The organism is Nocardia asteroides (genome assembly GCF_900637185.1).
Taxonomy (GTDB): Bacteria; Actinomycetota; Actinomycetes; order Mycobacteriales; family Mycobacteriaceae; genus Nocardia; species Nocardia asteroides.
This window is the reverse complement of record NZ_LR134352.1, coordinates 4,128,138-4,144,866: the sequence shown is the minus strand read 5'-3', so window position 1 is coordinate 4,144,866 and position 16,729 is coordinate 4,128,138. Positions and strand designations below refer to the sequence as shown.

The 16,729-nt window shown below is 69.6% G+C and carries 19 protein-coding genes and 1 pseudogene; 11 read left to right on the top strand and 9 right to left on the bottom strand.

The window, feature by feature from the left end:
- Positions 1 to 40: 40 nt before the first annotated feature.
- Positions 41 to 1,492 carry a S8 family peptidase gene (locus tag EL493_RS19425; protein ID WP_022566913.1) on the bottom strand — a complete coding sequence of 484 codons (1,452 nt, stop codon included), beginning with the start codon at positions 1,490 to 1,492 and terminating at the stop codon, positions 41 to 43.
- 244 nt (positions 1,493 to 1,736) lie between these two features.
- Here EL493_RS19425 and EL493_RS33760 point away from each other — a divergent pair.
- Positions 1,737 to 2,426, top strand: a pseudogene (locus EL493_RS33760) (DUF1906 domain-containing protein); the annotation flags it as partial.
- Positions 2,418 to 3,482, top strand: coding sequence for an N-acetylmuramoyl-L-alanine amidase (locus EL493_RS33755; protein WP_030202108.1), 1,065 nt, complete (start codon positions 2,418 to 2,420; stop codon positions 3,480 to 3,482). The pseudogene EL493_RS33760 and the gene EL493_RS33755, both read left to right, overlap by 9 nt.
- A 10-nt stretch (positions 3,483 to 3,492) precedes the next feature.
- Here the strand turns inward: EL493_RS33755 and EL493_RS19415 are convergent, their stop codons facing one another.
- Entirely contained in the window at positions 3,493 to 3,678 is a 186-nt protein-coding gene (locus tag EL493_RS19415; protein ID WP_019046980.1) for a hypothetical protein, read from the bottom strand.
- Positions 3,679 to 3,718: 40 nt separating this feature from the next.
- The gene (locus tag EL493_RS19410) at positions 3,719 to 4,660 is read right to left on the bottom strand and encodes a coiled-coil domain-containing protein (protein ID WP_019046979.1); all 942 of its coding nucleotides are present in this window, start codon (positions 4,658 to 4,660) and stop codon (positions 3,719 to 3,721) included.
- Between the two features lie 592 nt (positions 4,661 to 5,252).
- On the opposite strand from EL493_RS19410, the gene EL493_RS19405 reads away from it, so the two are divergent.
- From EL493_RS19405 to EL493_RS19395, 3 genes are all read left to right on the top strand, one after another.
- A complete protein-coding gene (locus EL493_RS19405) occupies positions 5,253 to 5,519 on the top strand; it encodes a hypothetical protein (protein ID WP_022566915.1) in 267 nt (88 codons plus the stop codon).
- 102 nt (positions 5,520 to 5,621) lie between these two features.
- On the top strand, positions 5,622 to 6,185 hold the full coding sequence (locus EL493_RS19400; protein ID WP_019046977.1) for a dihydrofolate reductase family protein: 564 nt from the start codon (positions 5,622 to 5,624) through the stop codon (positions 6,183 to 6,185).
- 124 nt (positions 6,186 to 6,309) lie between these two features.
- Positions 6,310 to 6,852: a TerD family protein gene (locus EL493_RS19395; protein ID WP_019046976.1), complete on the top strand. Its 543-nt coding sequence runs from the start codon at positions 6,310 to 6,312 to the stop codon at positions 6,850 to 6,852.
- Here EL493_RS19395 and EL493_RS19390 read toward each other — a convergent pair.
- Positions 6,840 to 7,394, bottom strand: a complete 555-nt coding sequence (locus EL493_RS19390; protein ID WP_019046975.1) for a dihydrofolate reductase family protein — start codon at positions 7,392 to 7,394, stop codon at positions 6,840 to 6,842. The genes EL493_RS19395 and EL493_RS19390 overlap by 13 nt on opposite strands.
- Before the next feature lie 110 nt (positions 7,395 to 7,504).
- Here EL493_RS19390 and EL493_RS19385 point away from each other — a divergent pair, with 110 nt between their 5' ends.
- The gene (locus tag EL493_RS19385) at positions 7,505 to 8,161 is read left to right on the top strand and encodes a TetR/AcrR family transcriptional regulator (protein WP_022566917.1); all 657 of its coding nucleotides are present in this window, start codon (positions 7,505 to 7,507) and stop codon (positions 8,159 to 8,161) included.
- 123 nt (positions 8,162 to 8,284) lie between these two features.
- Positions 8,285 to 9,127 (top strand): universal stress protein, encoded by an 843-nt coding sequence (locus tag EL493_RS19380; RefSeq protein WP_019046973.1) that lies wholly within the window; start codon positions 8,285 to 8,287, stop codon positions 9,125 to 9,127.
- Between the two features lie 3 nt (positions 9,128 to 9,130).
- Here the strand turns inward: EL493_RS19380 and EL493_RS19375 are convergent, their stop codons facing one another.
- The 4 genes from EL493_RS19375 to EL493_RS19360 form a co-directional block, all read right to left on the bottom strand.
- Positions 9,131 to 10,090: an acyl-ACP desaturase gene (locus EL493_RS19375; protein ID WP_019046972.1), complete on the bottom strand. Its 960-nt coding sequence runs from the start codon at positions 10,088 to 10,090 to the stop codon at positions 9,131 to 9,133.
- Entirely contained in the window at positions 10,087 to 10,527 is a 441-nt protein-coding gene (locus EL493_RS19370) for a pyridoxamine 5'-phosphate oxidase family protein (protein ID WP_378882894.1), read from the bottom strand. Before EL493_RS19370 ends, EL493_RS19375 begins: the two co-directional genes overlap by 4 nt.
- On the bottom strand, positions 10,527 to 11,270 hold the full coding sequence (locus EL493_RS19365; protein ID WP_030202101.1) for a sigma 54 modulation/S30EA ribosomal C-terminal domain-containing protein: 744 nt from the start codon (positions 11,268 to 11,270) through the stop codon (positions 10,527 to 10,529). The genes EL493_RS19370 and EL493_RS19365 overlap by 1 nt, the downstream gene beginning before the upstream one ends.
- Positions 11,271 to 11,453: 183 nt before the next feature.
- Positions 11,454 to 12,038, bottom strand: coding sequence for a QsdR family transcriptional regulator (locus EL493_RS19360; protein WP_198040964.1), 585 nt, complete (start codon positions 12,036 to 12,038; stop codon positions 11,454 to 11,456).
- 64 nt (positions 12,039 to 12,102) lie between these two features.
- Between EL493_RS19360 and EL493_RS19355 the strand changes: the two genes are divergently transcribed.
- Both EL493_RS19355 and EL493_RS19350 read left to right on the top strand, forming a co-directional pair.
- A complete protein-coding gene (locus tag EL493_RS19355; protein ID WP_019046968.1) occupies positions 12,103 to 13,266 on the top strand; it encodes an acyl-CoA dehydrogenase family protein in 1,164 nt (387 codons plus the stop codon).
- Positions 13,267 to 13,275: 9 nt separating this feature from the next.
- Positions 13,276 to 14,403 carry an acyl-CoA dehydrogenase family protein gene (locus tag EL493_RS19350; RefSeq protein WP_019046967.1) on the top strand — a complete coding sequence of 376 codons (1,128 nt, stop codon included), beginning with the start codon at positions 13,276 to 13,278 and terminating at the stop codon, positions 14,401 to 14,403.
- Between the two features lie 52 nt (positions 14,404 to 14,455).
- On the opposite strand, the gene EL493_RS19345 is transcribed toward EL493_RS19350, so the two are convergent.
- On the bottom strand, positions 14,456 to 15,595 hold the full coding sequence (locus EL493_RS19345; RefSeq protein ID WP_019046966.1) for an acyl-CoA dehydrogenase family protein: 1,140 nt from the start codon (positions 15,593 to 15,595) through the stop codon (positions 14,456 to 14,458).
- 90 nt (positions 15,596 to 15,685) lie between these two features.
- On the opposite strand from EL493_RS19345, the gene EL493_RS19340 reads away from it, so the two are divergent.
- The gene (locus EL493_RS19340) at positions 15,686 to 16,390 is read left to right on the top strand and encodes a winged helix-turn-helix transcriptional regulator (protein ID WP_030202098.1); all 705 of its coding nucleotides are present in this window, start codon (positions 15,686 to 15,688) and stop codon (positions 16,388 to 16,390) included.
- Positions 16,391 to 16,534: 144 nt separating this feature from the next.
- On the top strand, positions 16,535 to 16,726 hold the full coding sequence (locus EL493_RS19335; RefSeq protein WP_019046964.1) for a hypothetical protein: 192 nt from the start codon (positions 16,535 to 16,537) through the stop codon (positions 16,724 to 16,726).
- The last annotated feature ends 3 nt before the right edge of the window (positions 16,727 to 16,729 follow it).

Sequence of the window (16,729 nt, the reverse complement as noted above, 5' to 3'; positions counted from 1 at the left end):
CATGACCAGCCACCCGCGCACATCTCATTTTCGCGGGTGGTCAGCCCTGGCCGAGCATGGCCCGCAGGTCGGGCAGAGCGCCGATACGCTCGGTGACGGGCCGCCCCGGCGCCGCGGTCTGCGGCGACCCGGTCGCGCGGAGCAGGGCCCTGATCTCGGCGGGTGTCGCCCGGCCGGCGCCACCGGCCCGGATCCCCTGATAGGCGGCCACCGCGCCGACCACGATCGGTGACGCACTGGAGGTGCCGCTGAATTCGTCGGTGTACCAGAGGTCTTCGTCGCTGCCGCCCTGCAGGTCACCGTAACCGGTGGTGGTGACCTCCCGGCCCCAGCCCTGGACATCCAGGCGCGCACCGTGATTGGAGAACGGCAGCCGTGACCGCGCCGGACCGTGGTCGCGGCCGTGGGTCCCCGGCGGCGGGGCACCCGCGCCGACCAGCACCGCCCCCGAATCGGTCGCCCCGCCCCGGAACGGGTTGTGCCAGTCGGCGGGGAAATCGCCGGGTCGCGCATCGTAGAGGGGGTCGTCGAGGTTCTCGTTGCCGTTGCCCGCGGCCTCCACCACGACGATCCCCTTACCGACGGCGTAGCGGACGGCGGCGAAATCGTCGGGCCACCATTCCACCGCGATGTAGCCACGCTGATCGGGCCTGCCGCGGTAGTCGAAACGGGGTCCCGGACGGTGCAGTTCGATCAGCAGGATGTCGCCGGGGTCGAGCGCGTCGGCCGCGGACCGGATCGCGGTGGCCGACCCGATCCCGAACACCGAGATGGCCCTGATGTGTGCCTCGGGCGCGATCCCGGTGACCCCGAACGCGTTCAGGTCACCGCTGATCTCCCCGGCCACCGCCGTGCCGTGGTTGCGCCACCCGAGGTCGGCCGAGGCCGTGCCGCCGATCATGCCGCCCTGGTTCTGCCGCAGGTCCTCGTGGGTGAACCGCCACGCGCCCTCGACATCGATCACCCGCACACCGGTGCCGAGCCCGCCGGGCCGGGTGTGCGCCCAGGCCGCGTCGATCCCGGCCGGCGCGGCATCGAGGTAGCCCTGCCGGTCACGGTAGTTCGGTGTCACCGCGGGCGCGTCCGGGGCGACGGCGTTCTCGGCCAGCGGCGCCAACGGCGGTTCGGCGGCGGGCTTCACATAGGCGGCCGCGACGGTGTCGTCGCGGCGCAGGCGGTCGGCGAGCTCACCGGGATCACCGACCACCCCACGGACGGTGTAGTAGCCGAGGTAGTCGCCCGCGACCGGCGCCTGCGGCGTCTCGGCCAGCCGGGCGGCCAGCCGGTTGCCGGGCCCGAAGATCGGCACCAACCGAGTGCCCGCGGGCAGCAGCTCGTCCACGTGCGACCGCACCGACCGGTTCTCGCGCAGGGCGATCGGCGTGATCTCCGGGCCGGTCGGGGTGGTGACGACGACCAGTTCGGCCGGGGCGACAGCGGGACCGAGCACCCCGGGGCGACGCTGTCTACTGGGGCGGGCGGTGGGAGCCATACCGTTCAGTACACCGTGCCCCGGCCCGGTCCGCCACCGATCGGCCGCACACGGCATCCGACACGCCGGGCGCCTGCCGCGGTGTCGGTGGGTCGGGGTACTGTGCCGGGCGGTCGACGAATCCCGATGCGGTGCTGAGGGATTCGCCTAGAATGGGTGCAGGGTGAGATCCTCGGTCACCCGGTACCGCTTCTCGGGTACCAGCGTTACCCCGCAGCCGTCGCGCGGGGCGCGAGCGTGAACCATGCCATCGGATATGCCGTCATGCAGGGGGTCAACCATGTCCACAGCTGTCGATTTCGCCGCCCGTCTCATCGATCCCGCCGCCATCGTCGCGGCCGGGCACTCGGCGGTCCTCGCCTATGTCGCGCCGAGCAGGCCCGGCGCGAACTTCGGGGCCAAACCGATCACCGCCGACTATGCCCGCGCGCTCACCGCGGCCGGCCTCGACATCGTCTCCATCTGGCAGTACGGCAAACCCGGTGATCCCACCCCGTCGGATTGGACCACCGGTTTCGACGGTGGCAGGCGGATGGCCGAGCAGGCGCTGTCGACGCATCTCGCCGTCGGCGGGCCCCGCCGGGCGCCGATCTTCTTCGCCGTCGACGAGGACATCTCGCTGACGCAGTGGAACGACACCGCGGTCGAGTTCTTCCGCGGCGTCAACGCCGTCCTCGGCACCGAATGGACCGGCATCTACGGGCATTCGCGGGTGTGCGCGTGGGCCATCGAGGACGGTGTGGTCGGCACGCGCGGCGGATTCAGCTGGGTGTGGCAGACGCGCGCCTGGTCCGGGACCGAACGCGAACCGCGCGCGGTGCTCTACCAGCGCATCATCGACACACCGAGCAATCCCGGCCCGATCATCGACGGCACCCACGTCGACGTGAATGACATCCTGGCCCCCGACTTCGGTCAGTGGAGCCTGGACCGCACGGTCGCGGTCCCCGAGTTCACCGAACTCGACCGGCTCGGCCCGTCGCACTCCTCGCGCGAGGGTGCCAGGATCACCAACTTCATCCTGCACACCCAGGAGGGCAACGGCACCGCCGAATCACTGGCCGCGTACCTGAACAACCCCGCCAACGGGGTGTCCTATCACTACACGCTGCGTGACGCCATCGTGGCGCGGGTGGTGCCGGAGGAGCTGGCCTCGTGGTCGGTGCTGTCGGCCAATCCGTTCACCGTGAACCTGTGCTTCGCCGGCAGCCGCGCCGCCTGGTCGCGGCAGCAGTGGCTGTCCCTCGACGGCGACCTGCGCATCGCCGCCTACCTCGCGGTCCGCAGCGCCCACCGGCACGGCTACTCGACCGAGGTCATCGCCCCCGACTACCGGGTGGCCGAAGGCATCACCGACCACAACTACGTCACCGAGGCGCTCGGGATCGGCACCCACACCGATGTGGGGCCGAACTTCCCGTGGGACGTGTTCGCCGCCCATGTCGCCGATTTCGCCGGTGCGCGCCCCAACGCCATCGACGACCGGGCCGCGCAGTCACCGTGGCTGGGCGTGCGACGCACCGACGGCGAGATCGCGACTCCCGACGGCGTGGGCCGCTTCGCCGAGTTCGAGCACGGCTACATCTACTGGCATCCCGACACCGGCGCCCACGCCATCCCGACCGCCATCATGGACAAGTACGCCGAACTCGGGTGGGAGGCGGGCCCCCTGGGCTACCCCACCGCCGAACACGCCGAGCTGCCCGACCCGCGTGGCACCGGACCCGGTCTGGCGCAGGCGTTCCAGGGTGGGGCGGTCTACCGGCGGGCGGGACAGCCCGGATATCGGGTCCACGGCGCGATCGGCGCGCGCTGGCAGGCGGCCGGTTTCGAGAACAGCGAACTGGGTTGGCCCGCGTCCGACGAGATCGCCCACGACGACGGCACCTACCAGGAGTTCGAGTTCGGCCGCATCTACTGGGTGCCCCAGCAGATCATCGCGCTGCGCAATGCCGGTGACCCCGACACTCCCCTGGGTCGTCCGGCCTGAGTTGCCGCGGTCAGGCCAGCAGGATCGCCAGGATGGTGGCGGCCGCACCGAGCAGCAGGGCCGCCACCACCACGAGCGCGATCAGCCGGATCCGTGGCGACGGCCCCGGGTAGGCGTCCTGGTCGTCGAGCAACTCGGCGAACTCGACGGCGGCGAATTCGCGGGTGTGTTCCAGCGGCTCGGGCTGATCGGTCATAGCGCACACCGTAACGCCGCGTGGGCGTCTTCGCGGCGGATCAGCCCGCGGCCTCCGCCGTCACGGCCGTGCGGGTGGTGGCCAGTAGTTCGTCGAGTTGCCGTTCGGCGCGTTCGGCACGAGCCAGGGTTTGGCCGCGGGCATCGTCGAGGGCGGCCAGCCGCTCGGCCGCCTCGGCCCTGACCCGGTCCAGTGCCGCCGCGGATTCGGTGCGCCAGGCTTCGGCGTCAACAATGGTGGAGCGGCGCAGGTCGGCGAGTTCGGCACGGGTGCGGTCGAGTTCGGTGCGGGTCGCTTCCAGTTCGGTGCGTGCCCGCCGCCATTCCTCGCGCGCTTCGGCGGCCGCTTCGACCCGTTCGGCGGCGGCCGCTTCGGCGCGCTCGGTCGCGCGGTCGGCGTCGGCGGCGCGTTGCACGGCCAGGTCACGTTCGGCCTGTGCGGCGGTGAGGCGGGCTTCGGCGTCACGGCGCGTGTGGGTGATCTCGGTGTCGGCCCGTTGTTCGGCGCGTGACACCTGCTCGGCGGCTTCCTGCCTGGCCCGTTCGATCTCCTCGGCCGCTTCTCGTCGCGCGGTGCGGATGTCGGCCTCGGCGGCACTGCGTGCGGCGAATACTTCGTCGGCGGCCTGCTTCGTGAGCCGTTCGACTTCGGCGAGGGCTTCGTCCCTGGCCGCGTGTGCGGCGGCGATGAGCTGCTCGGCGTCTTCGGCCGCGCCGGCGGCGTCTTCGGCGGCCGATTCGGCGTGCGCGCGTGCGTCTTCGGCGTCGCGACGCGCCTGTTCGGCGGCGACGGTCTTCATGTCGGCTTCGGCGATCCGGCGTGCCGCGTCGGCCTGCACCGCCTGGACCTGGGCTTCGGCGACCGACGGGTCCCCCAGGGTGGACAGTTCCGCGACGGCGGCGTTGAGAGTCGTCCCCATTTGCTCGGCCAGTCCACGGAACTGACCGAGCAACTCGTCGGCGCGCAGCCGGGCTACGGTCACCGGCCCCTGTGCCGTCACAGTGACGGTTTCGGTGGCACCCTCCGACTCCTGTTGGAGCCGTTGCCTTTCGCGCCAGGCCCGCCATCTCGTGTGGTCGGGGTGATCGCAGTATTCGGAGGGACGACCGGGACCACCGCCGCGGGTGATCGGGCGGGCACAGCCCGGGTAGTTGCAGACGCTCGACACGGGAGAAATCGTAACGTTGGTTTCGTCAATTCCGTACGTATTGCACGAAACGAAATCCGTGTCGCCCCAAGGAAGTCCGATTCCCGAGTCCACCCTCCTGACCCCCGATAAGTGAACATTATCGGGGGTCAGACTCTGCGCTTCCGCTGAATCACCACGGATCATTTCCGTTTACGTTTGGTCGCGCGAAACGAAACAGTACTGCTACGAAACCTCGGAAAAACTGGGATCGCCGGTACGGCCGTACCATTCTGTCGCGAGCCTTATCGATGTCGCCCTTCTCGACGCCGACAGCCCGGATCGCGCCCCGTAATCGACACGATGTGAAGCGGTTTCACTTCAATTGCGGTCTCGCTGAACTACAGTGCTCGCACACCGACACGTTCTCTCGAAGGGGGCAGTAAAGATGAGCACTGCCAAACGTTTCGGAGCAGCAGTCATCGCCTCGGTCGCGCTGGTGGCAGCAGCCCCCGCCGCCACCGGAGCTCCAGGACACCTCGCCGTCGCGACCCCGGTGGCCACCACAGGATCGGCCCTCACCGACATCCTGGTCGCCCCGGTCCTGTTTCCCCTCGGGTTCCTGGTCCTCGCCCTCTGTGGACCCGCCCCGGAACCCACCTGCCCCATGGCGCAGATCTACGCCGGCGCCGCCACCGGATCCGGCGTCCGCTGACGCGTTTCGCCGCACCCCGGGCCGCACGGCGGGTCTGGCCGATGATTCTCCCGCGTCGTGCTCGTCTGTACCGTGAATGCCGACTCACGAGAGGCCCACGCCATGCGGAAACTGACCTTCGCCATGAACCTGAGCTTGGACGGCTATATCGCCGCACCCGGCGACGATCTCGGTTGGAGCGTGCCGAGCGACGAACTGTTCGGATGGTGGTCCGACCGGGTGGGCGCGACGAGCCTGGCGCTGTACGGACGCAAACTGTGGGAGACGATGAGCTCCCACTGGCCCACCGCCGACCAGCAGCCCGACGCCACCCCGGCGGACATCGAGTACGCACGGCGCTGGCGGGACATGCCGAAGGTGGTGTTCTCCTCGACGGACCGCCCGGTGGACTGGAACACCCGCCTGGTCACCGGCGACGCGGTCACCGAGATCGCCCGGCTCAAGGCCGAAGACGGTGACTCCATGGACATCGGCGGCGCCACACTCGCCGCGGCGGCCATGCGGGCCGGGCTGATCGACGAGTACGTGCTGGTCACCGCGCCGGTCCTGGTCGGCGGCGGCACCCCGTTCTTCACCGCACTCGACAACTGGGTGAACCTGACCCTGCTGGAGACCCGGACATTTCCCGAGGGCCTGGTCTTGACCAGGTACGAGACCAGGCGCTGAAGCCGGAGCGGCACAGACTGATTCGGGTTGCGGTGGCCGCGGCGGTGCGGCATGTTGGCGAGGACAGGGGCCGGACCGTCCGGCCGGTCGCCTCGGCCCCGAATCGCTCGACGAGGAGCACCGCATGACCGGAACACTCCCCCGCCCCACCGGCCTCACCCATGTCAGCGTGGGCCTGGGCTGGGATCCCGTCCGGTCGGGCAAGTTCCGGCGCCCCACCAAAGACATCGATCTCAATGCCGCCGCGCTGTCCTTCAGCGGAACCCGGTTCGTAGACATCGCCTTCCACGAACAGCTCACCTCACGCGACGGTGCGGTACGCCACCTCGGCGACAATGTGACGGGCGTGGGCGAGGGCGACGACGAACTCGTCCTGGTCGACCTCACCCGCCTCGATGCCCAGGTCACCAGCGTCGTCCTGCTCATGACCTGCTACACCGGCCAGCGCTTCGACCGCATCGAGAACGGTTTCTGCCGGCTGGTCGACAATGTGGCAGGCACCGAGCTGGCCCGGATCGAGCTGGCGGGCACCGGGTCGCACACCGGGCTCATCCTCGGCAAGCTGCACCGCCCGCACGGCTCCTGGCGGTTCACCCTCATCGCGCAGCCGATCGAGGCCGAACACGTCGCCGACGCGATCCCGCACCTGACGCCCTACCTCACCTGATCCGCCCGCACCGGGGTGTAGATCTGGTTGATCACGCCGGTGCTGAACACCTCGGCCGAGGCCAGTGTCAGTTCGACGTTGTCGTCGAGTTTGTCGAACCAGCGGGCGCCCTTGCCCAGGACGACGGGGTGGACGAAGAGTTGCAGCTGGTCGAGCAGTCCGTTGCGCAGCAGGGATTGGACGAGGGTGAGGCTGCCGGTGATGGCGATGTCGCCGCCGTCGGAGTCTTTGAGTTTGGTGAGTTCGGTGTCGATGTCGCCGGTGATGATGTCGGTGTTGTTCCAGGTGGCTTCGGTGAGTGTGGTGGTGACGACGTATTTTTTCTGGTTGTTCATGAAGCCGGCGAATTCGTCGTCGCTGGTGGGCCAGTGGGCGGCGAATTCTTCGTACTGAACACGGCCCAGCAGCATGGCGTCGGAGGTGCCCATGCCGGCGCCGATGGCGGCGCCCATTTCGTCGTTGAAGTAGGGGAAGTGCCAGGTTTCGGGGGCTTCGGCGACGCCGTCGGCGGAGACGAACAGGCTGGAAATGATCTTGCGCATCGGATTCTCCCTCAAGGTGTACTGTACCGTACGGTTCTGGGTGAACTGAACAGTACGGTACACTCTGAAGGGTGTCAACCGATCCGCGAAACCGACATCCAGGAGGCCCGATGCCCCGCACCGACCCTGCACCTGATCTCGTGGAGGGCAGTGCCGCCGAGCAGGCGCGCCGCCGGATCATGGAGGCCGCCATGGAGGTCTTTCTGCGCGACGGTTACCTGGGGGCCAAGACTGATGAGATCGCGAAGGTCGCGGGCTCGTCGAAGCAGACGATCTATAAACGTTTCGGTAGCAAGGACAAGCTGTTCGAGGAGATCGTGTTCGACCGCCTCGGCGGCATCGACCAGGTCTTCCGGGAAGCCATCGGCGAGCTGGCCTCGACCGACGATGTGGAGAAGACACTCCGGGTGGTCGCCAACCGGTTCGTCCACCTGCTGACCCGGCCCGCCCAGCTGCGGGTGCGGCGCCTGGTCATCGCCGAAGCGGGCCGGTTCCCCCAGCTGGGTCGCGCCTACTTCGAAGCCGGACCCGAACGCGTTCACGCCATGCTCGCGGCCTGCTTCGCGCAACTCACCGAACGTGGCTTGCTGCGCACCGCCGAACCGGAGCTGGCGGCGAACCATTTCACCTGGCTGGTGGTGTCGGTCCCGGTCAACAAGGTGATGTTCTGCGGTGACGAGACCCGTTTCAGCGACGCCGAACTCGATCACTACGCCGACGCCGGAGTGGAGGTCTTCCTCGCCGCCTACCGCCCAGAGCCGGGCTGAGCATTACCGGTCAATCCACCGAAGTCCTCGCGAGCAGGGCACTTCGGCCCTCTTTCGGCGGAGCCGCACCGACGAGAATCGGCTGCGCGTAACCACTCAGGCCGAGCAGTGAGGCACCACCCGATGTCAGCAGCGAACACCCGCCCCGTCGTCGTCGGTGTCGACGGCTCCGACCGCGCGCTGGCCGCGGTGCACTGGGCGGCCGAGGCGGCGACGCTACGGAACGCGCCGCTTCATGCGGTGTACGCGATGAGCACCGGATGGGAACTGGGGTCCGCCGCCACCGTGTCGCTGGCCACCGACCGTTTCCGGGCCGAAGGCGAGGACGCGCTGGGCCAGGCGCGGGCGATCGCCGCCGCGCAGGGACTCGACATCGTGACATCCGTGGTCGATCCGGCGCCGATCCCCGCCCTGCGCCGCCGCGCCGCCACCGCGCAGCTCCTGGTCGTCGGGACGCGCGGTCACGGCGCGTTCGAACGTGCCCTGCTCGGATCGGTGAGCAGCGCGCTCGCCCGGCGGCTGGCCTGCCCGCTCGCGGTGATACCCGGACCGATGACGCAGGCGGCCGCGCGGCTACCGGTGCTCGTCGGGCTCGACGGCTCCCCCGGCAGCGACCGGGCCCTGGACTTCGCGATCGAGGAAGCGTCGCTGCGCGGGGTCGGGTTGGTCGCGGTGCGGGCCTGGACCACGACCGAACCGGGGCTGCGCCATTCCGAGATGACCGAGCGCACCCACCGCCTCCTGGCCGACCGCCTCGTCGGGTACGGCCAGAAGTACCCCGGGGTGCCGATCACCCGGATCGTCACCGACGAGGAACCGGCGCGCCGGTTGCTGCGCGAATCGGCGCGAGCCCAACTGCTCGTGCTCGGCAGCCACCGGCGCGGCACCCGCGACGGCTTCGGCTCGGTCAGCCGCACCGTGCTGCACGCGACCGAGATCCCCCTCGTCCTCGCGGGCCGCGACTGACACTCACGCGCGGGCGCGTTCCCGGGCCAGCGCACGGTCGCGCTGCTCCTCGAACCGGGGAACCTGCACGGTCGCCATGGTGTCCAGGAACGCCGCCAGCCGATCCCTGACCTGCTCACCGCGCGGCCCGAAATCGGTGCGGCCGAAGATGTTCCACTGCCGCAGCACCGGCTGCAAGACCTCGTCGAGATGCTGGCGCAGATCGTAGACGCCGTGCTTGGCCATCAGCACCCCGTGGCGGCGGAAGTTCGGCATGCCCGCGCCGGGCATCCGGAAGTTCTCCACGATGCCGGCGATCGCCGCGACCGCCTGGTCGGGCACCAGGTCCAGTGCGGCGCCGCACACGGTGCGGTAGAAGATCATGTGCAGGTTCTCGTCGGCGGCGATGCGCTGCAACATCTTGTCGGCGACCTCGTCGGCGCACACCCGGCCGGTGTTGCGATGGGTGACGCGGGTGGCCAGTTCCTGGAAACTCACATACGCCACCGAATGCAGGAACCCGGCTCCGCTGTCGATGTCGGATCGGGCGGCACCCGAGGCGAATCCGCTGGTCATGTGGACCATCCTGGCCTGTTCCAGCGCGACCGGGTCGACACCGCGGGTCACCACCAGATAGTCGCGGATCACCGTGCTGTGCCGCATCTCCTCGGCGGTCCACCGGCCCACCCAGGTACCCCACGCGCCGTCGCGGGAGAAGTTCTCGGCGATCTCACGGTGGTAGGAGGGCAGGTTGTCCTCGGTGAGCAGGTTGGTGATCATCGCCGCCTTGGCGACCTCGCTGAGACCGGACTGTTCCGGCGCCCAGTCGGATCCGCCCAGCGCGGCGAAGTTGCGGCCCTCCTCCCACGGCACGTAGTCGTGGGGATGCCAGTCCTTGGTCATCGCCAGGTGGCGGTGCACGCAGTCCTCGGCCACCGGTTCCAGCTCGGTGAGGAGTTCGCGTTGGGTGAGGTCACGGGTCAACGGTCGTGCCTGCCTTTCTGTTCGAGCAGTCGAATTCCTGCGACGATCTCGGGTTCGATCGCGAGCACGGTGTCCATCACCCGGCCGACCCACGGGCGCAGCAACCGTTCGTAGCGGGCCACCCGGTCGGGATCGGTGACGGTGCGCGCGAATCCGGTGACCATGACCGACCAGCCGGTGCGCCGGACCGGGTCGATGTCGTCGACCGCGTAGGCCACCACCACCGGCGCGTTGCCGTGCACCGCCGAGGTCAGCCGGGACGTGACCCGGGTCCGGACGATGATCGCCTCGCCGTCGACGAGATGGTTGACCGGGCGAATCGCCGGCAGCGCGTCGCGGGTGAACACCACCCGCCCGAACGGCGCACCGGCCACCAGCCGCAGCGCTTCGGCACGCTCGAGCTCGACGACATCGCGGCCGTCCTCGCCAGGGTCGATCATCGTCCGGCCACCGGTTGCACCAGGGCCAGGTCACCGTCGTAGCGCCGGTACAGCAAGGCACCGCGGGTGGTGGCCGGATCAGTGAAGAACAGGTGCGGCAGCCCGAAACGGCACAGGCGGTCAGCGGCTTCCGCCGCGGTCAGCCGCGGCGCGGGGTGGGGATTCATCGTGCAGGCCAAGCCGGTGGCGGGCCGGATGTCGGACTGGCGGGTCAGCCGGACGCCCAGTGGCCCCGCCCAGTACACGACCGCGTCCTCGCCGGTCTCGGTGTCGACGAACAGGTGCGCGTCGTAGTCGCGCGCGTCCATCATGCGGGCGGCCGTCGCCGGGTCGGCACGGCGCACGGCACAGAGCTTGCGGCGCGCGATCGGCCGCTGCTCGGTCACCTCGGCCAGTGGCGGCCGCGCCGGATCAGGCCACACCCGTGCCGCGGCCGCCGCCGACATCATCCGCGCGAGCTGGCGTTCCAGTCGTTCCGACACCATCGCCGCGACGAAACCCACCGGCCCCGGCACCTGGACCCGGACCGAACCGCGCTGCCCGCGGACATTCACCTGCGCGAGCAGCACACCCGAATCCGCGAGGTTCGACAACCGGATCCGCACCGGCTCCCCGGCGCGGCCGCGCCCCAGCACCGACCCGACCGCCCGCGCGGTCCGCGCGACCTCACCGGCGTCCACCACGCCGCTGGTCACCACCGCGATTTCCGTTCCGGCCCATCGTAGTTCGGCAGTACTCACCTGCTCCGCACCTGCCCTCCGCTCTCGGTCCGCACAACGCTCCGGCCAATAGCACCACTCAGGCGCGGCCGCGCTAAGGGTCGAAAGGCCTGCCGCGCCATGACCATCGACCCGACTTCGGCCCCCGGGCGGGTCGGTCCGGAGTGCGGCATCCGGCGCTACGGCAGGTCCAGGTGCGGGCTTTCAGGCGCGGAGCAGCGCGGTCTGGACTTCGCGGAGGCGGTCGACGTCACCACGGAAACCGGCGACGGCGTCGTTGTAGAGGAACGCTTCCCAGAGGCGGACCAGGGCGTAGGCCAGGGTGTCGCGGGCGATCGGAGGATCGTAGCCCTCGGCTTCGGCACGTTCGATCAGGGCGGCGACGACCGCGACCGCCGCCTGATGGACGGGGCCGTCACTGCGGGTGATCAGGCGCAGGGCACCGGTGGATTCGTTGTCGAAATAGGTACGCAGCGAGTCGTCCTCGACCAGCCAGTGGATGCAGCGATCGAGAACCTCGTTCAGGCGGCGGCCGCCGGTCGCGGTGCTCGCCCGTTCGGCGTGGACGACCATGCGCTCGAGCTGGCGGGCGATCGCCGCGCCGAGCAGGCCGTCCCGGGAACCGAACCAGCGGTAGATGCTCGTGCGGCCCAGGCCGAGCTGGGCGGCGATGGCGTTGACGTCGACGCGCTTGCCTGCCAGGAACACCTCGACCGCGGCGCGCAGCACATCGTCACGGCTGGCCGCCGCCGGTCGTCCCGGCGCTCTGGTCCCCTCGGCTCGCGTCACATCGGACAGCATAGGGCTCCCGCACCATTTGAAACATATCGATCTCTGTGTAACATTCTCGACCATGCAATTGGCACTCACCGAGGACGAGCTCGCCTTCCGCGACGAGCTCCGCGCCTTCTTCCGGCACGAGATCCCCGCCGACATCCGCAACCGCGCCCGGCACATGGCCGAACTCGGCAAGGACGACATCGTCACCACCCAGCGCATCCTCAACGCGCACGGGCTGGCGGTACCGCACTGGCCGGTCGAATGGGGCGGACGCGACTGGACCCCCGTCCAGCGCCACCTCTGGCACGACGAGATGCAACTCGCCTCGGTCCCGGAACCGCTCACCTTCAACACCAACATGATCGGCCCCGTCATCGCCCACTTCGGCACGCCGGAGATGAAACAGCGCTTCCTGCCCGCGACCGCGAACCTCGACATCTGGTGGTGCCAGGGCTTCTCCGAACCCGACGCCGGCTCCGACCTCGCCTCCCTGCGCACCGTCGCCGTCCGCGACGGCGACCACTACGTGATCAACGGCCAGAAGACCTGGACCACCGCCGCCCAGAGCGCCGACTGGATGTTCTGCCTCGCCCGCACCGACCCGGACGCACCCAAGAAGCAGGCGGGCATCTCCCTGCTGCTGTTCCCCCTCGACACCCCCGGCGTCACCGTGCGCCCGATCGAGCTGATCGACGGCGGTCACGAGGTCAACGAAGTGTTCCTCGAAGACGTCCGGGTCCCCGCCGACCAGCTCGTCGGCCAGGAGAACCAGGGCTGGACCTACGCCAAATTCCTGCTCGGCAACGAACGCACCGGCATCGCCGCGGTCGGCCAGACCAAAGTGCGGCTGTGGCTGGCCAAGGAACACGCCAAGCAGACCCGGCTCGACTCGGGCACCCTGCTCGACGACCCGATGTTCGCCGCCCGCATCGCCGAACTCGAGAACGAACTCATCGCCCTCGACCTCGTACAACGACGCGTCGTGGCGGGATCGGCCGACGGCGCACCGAACCCGGTGTCCTCGATTCTCAAACTGCGCGGCACCGAGCTGCAGCAAGCCGTCACCGAACTGCTCGTCGACATCGCGGGACCCGACTCGCTCGCCCGCGAGAGCGACACCCCCGACTGGGCCCGCCGCAGCACCGCCACCTACCTGAACTACCGCAAGACATCGATCTACGGAGGATCCAACGAGGTGCAGCGCGGCATCATCGCCTCGACGATCCTCGGACTGTGAGGCAACGCCATGGATTTCGAACTCAGCACCGAACAGGACATGCTCCGCGACACCGTCCGTAGCGTCCTCACCCGCCACTACACCCACGAACGCCGCGCCGCGGTCCTGGCCACCGACCTCGGCTGGGATCCCCAGGTGTGGTCCACCTTCGCCGAGATCGGGCTGCTCGGGCTCACCATCCCCGCCGACGACGGCGGACTGGACGCGGGCCCGATCGAAACGATGCTGGTCCTCGAAGAACTCGGACGCGCGCTCGCACCCGAACCGGTCCTCGACTGCGCGCTGATCCCGGGCGCCCTCATCGCCGCGGCAGGATCACCGGTCCAGCGCAAGCAGCTGCTGCCCGAGATCGCCGCCGGCGCGCACAGGCCGGTGTTCGCCCATGTCGAGCCGGGCATGCGGCCGCCGTCGGCACAGGTCACGACCCGAGCGAGCCGACACGGGGACAACTGGCGGGTGACCGGCCGCAAACACCCTGTCTCCGCGGGTGATCGCGCCGACCAGTTCATCGTCAGCGCGGCACTGCCCGACGGCGGCACCGGCCTGTTCCTCGTCGACCCCGCCGACCCCGGCGTCACCGTCGCCGCCTTCCGTACCCACGACGGCAGGCGCGGCGCCGACCTCACCTTCGAGGACGCTCCCGCGCAACCCCTGGGCGCCCCGGTCGACGCGTCCGACCTGATCGACGACATCATCGTCACCACCCAGGCCGCCCTCGGGGCCGAAGCCGTCGGCGCCATGGCCGAAGCACTGCGCCTGACCACCGAATACCTCACCACCCGTAAACAATTCGGGGTGCCGCTGCGCAGCTTCCAGACCCTCACCCACCGCGCCGCCGACATGTACGTCGCACTAGAACTGGCCCGCAGCATGAGCCTGTACGCCTCGATGTCGCTGGCCGACGGCATCGCCGACCCGATGGTCGCGGCCCGCGCCAAACTGCGCATCGGCCGCTCCGGCAGGCACATCGGCCAGGAGGCGATCCAGCTGCACGGCGGCATCGGCATGACCGCCGAATATCCCGTCGGCCATTACACCGCTCGCCTCACCGCCATCGAACACACCCTCGGCGACTCCGGCGATCACCTGCGCTACCTGGCCCGCCACGTCACCGACCATCAACTGGCCGAGATCTGACGACCACGTCCGGCGCCACCGAGCGTGGCGCCGGACGGCCACCACACCGCGCTCAGCCGATCGGGGTGTGGCCCAGCAGGACCCGGCCGCTGAAGCGGGTCTGCTTGGCCCGCGGCAGGGGATGGAACTGGCAGCCGTGGATGTCGCGGCAGAGACGTTCCAGATCGCAGGCGCGCGAGTAGCCGGCGCCGCCGGTGGTTTCGATCGCCAGGCGGACCGTGGTGATGAGCGCGTCGGCGGCGACGGTCTTGCGGCTCAGGATCCGCGAGGCGTAGGCGTCGGTGTTGGGGAAGGTGAGGTCGGCGGAATCGGTGAACATCGCGGTGATCAGATCCGAGGCGGTGGTGTACGCGTTGAGCATCTCGCCCGCCGACTGCAGGGTGTGCGCCTCGGAGCGGCCCGCCAGCAGTGTCGCGGTCAACTCGACGGCGGCATCGGCGACACCCAGATAGGCGGCCAGCACCAGCGGCAGCGCCGCCCCCATCACCACATTCAGCAGCGGCGGCCACACCCCGGCGGGCCGGATCAGCGAGATCGCCGCGTCCGGGACGAACACGTCCTCGAGCACCACGGTGTGCGAACCACTCGCCCGCAACCCCAGCGAATCCCAGGTCTTGTCGATACTCACCCCCGCCGCGCTCATCGGCACGGCACAGTGCAGCACCTGCGGGCCCTCGCCGTCGGCACCGGCGTAGCGCACGCTGGTGACCAGCACGTCGCCCACCTCGCACCCGCTGGCGGGCGCCTTCCTGGCGCTCACCCGGTACCCGCCGTCCACCCGGACAGCCGTGCCGTTGGAATCCACCCAGTCCGACGCACCGGTGCTCACCAGAATCGCCCCCGCCGCGACCTTCGCGAACACTCCGGAGGCATCGATGCCGTGCTTGTGCCGCCACACCTGCGCGGCCACCAGATGGGAATGCATGGCGAAGGCCACCGCGGTCGACGGATCGTGCCTGCCGAGCTCCCGCAGGATCTCCCCCATCTCCTGATGGGTGGCACCACCGCCACCGAACTCGACCGGCACCAGCGCGGCCGACAGACCGTCGGCACGCAACCGGTCGAACGCGGCGACGGAGATCTCGCCGGTGCGGTCCCGCTCAGGGACCTCCGAACGCAGGGATTCACCGAGCAGGCGGGCCAGAGCGACGCGGTCGGTGCGGGACGTGGTGTCGGAAACTGTGGAAGTCATGTTTCGAAGGTAGGAACCGCCGCGATAACCAGATAGTCCAGAAAGTGGACTCCCCCGGTTCAGAAAATGGACCCCGTCGGCGAGGTGACCATGACCAACACAGCAGCAGCAGGCTACGGGCAGTACTGCCCCATTTCGCGCGCTCTCGACGTGCTCGGCGAACGGTGGTCGCTGCTCATCCTGCGCGACCTGTTCGTCGGCACCACCCGCTTCAACGACCTCGCCCGCGGATTGCCGGGTCTGTCGCGCAGCCTGCTCGCCAAGCGCCTGCGCCAGTTCGAGCGCGCGGGACTCATCGAGAAACTCGGCACCGACCACCTGCTCACCGAAGCGGGCGCCCAGCTCGAACCGATCCTGTTCGGCCTGGGCGAGTGGGGAGCGCGCTGGACCTTCGGCGAACCCCGTGAGGACGAACTCGACGCGGCCCTGCTCGTCTGGTGGATGCACACCCGCGTCGACACCTCCGGCTTCCCGGGCAGGCGCCACGTCCTGCACGTCCGGTTCACCGACGATGTGCGGCGCTACTGGATCGTGGTCGAGGGCGGCACGCCGTCGGTGTGCGAAACCGATCCCGGCTACCCCGTGGACGTCACCATCGGCGCCGACGTCGCCGCGCTCTACGAGGTGTGGCTGGGCCGGATGCCGCTGAGCCACGCCCAGCGCACCGGCCGGCTCCGGTTCACCGGGGCGCCCGCCTTGACCCGGCGGATGCCGCTGGTCCTGCGGCTGAGTCCGGTAGCGGGCTATGTCCGCGATGCCGAGCTCGCCGAGGACACCACCGCCTGCGCGTCCTGAATGCCGACGCCGCCGGTCATCAGGTGCGAAAATCAGAAAACGTGGCGGTTATCACTCCGAGGGCCGCCGTGTTGGCACCGTCCGTAATCAAAACGTTAGGGTTCAGACATGGTACGCCACGGAGCAGCACAGACCGACCCGGACGTGCCGAATGTTCCTCTCCCCCAGCAACATCCGGCACGTCTCGAACTCGTCGGCGAACCCGCCGCCCCGTCGGATCAGGTCGACGACCATTTCCCGCGACTAGGTGACACCAGCTTCCTCACCACCGCGGCCAAACACCGCCTCGCCGCCTTCATCCACACCAAACTCGCCGAACTCGCGGAACTGCCGTAACCA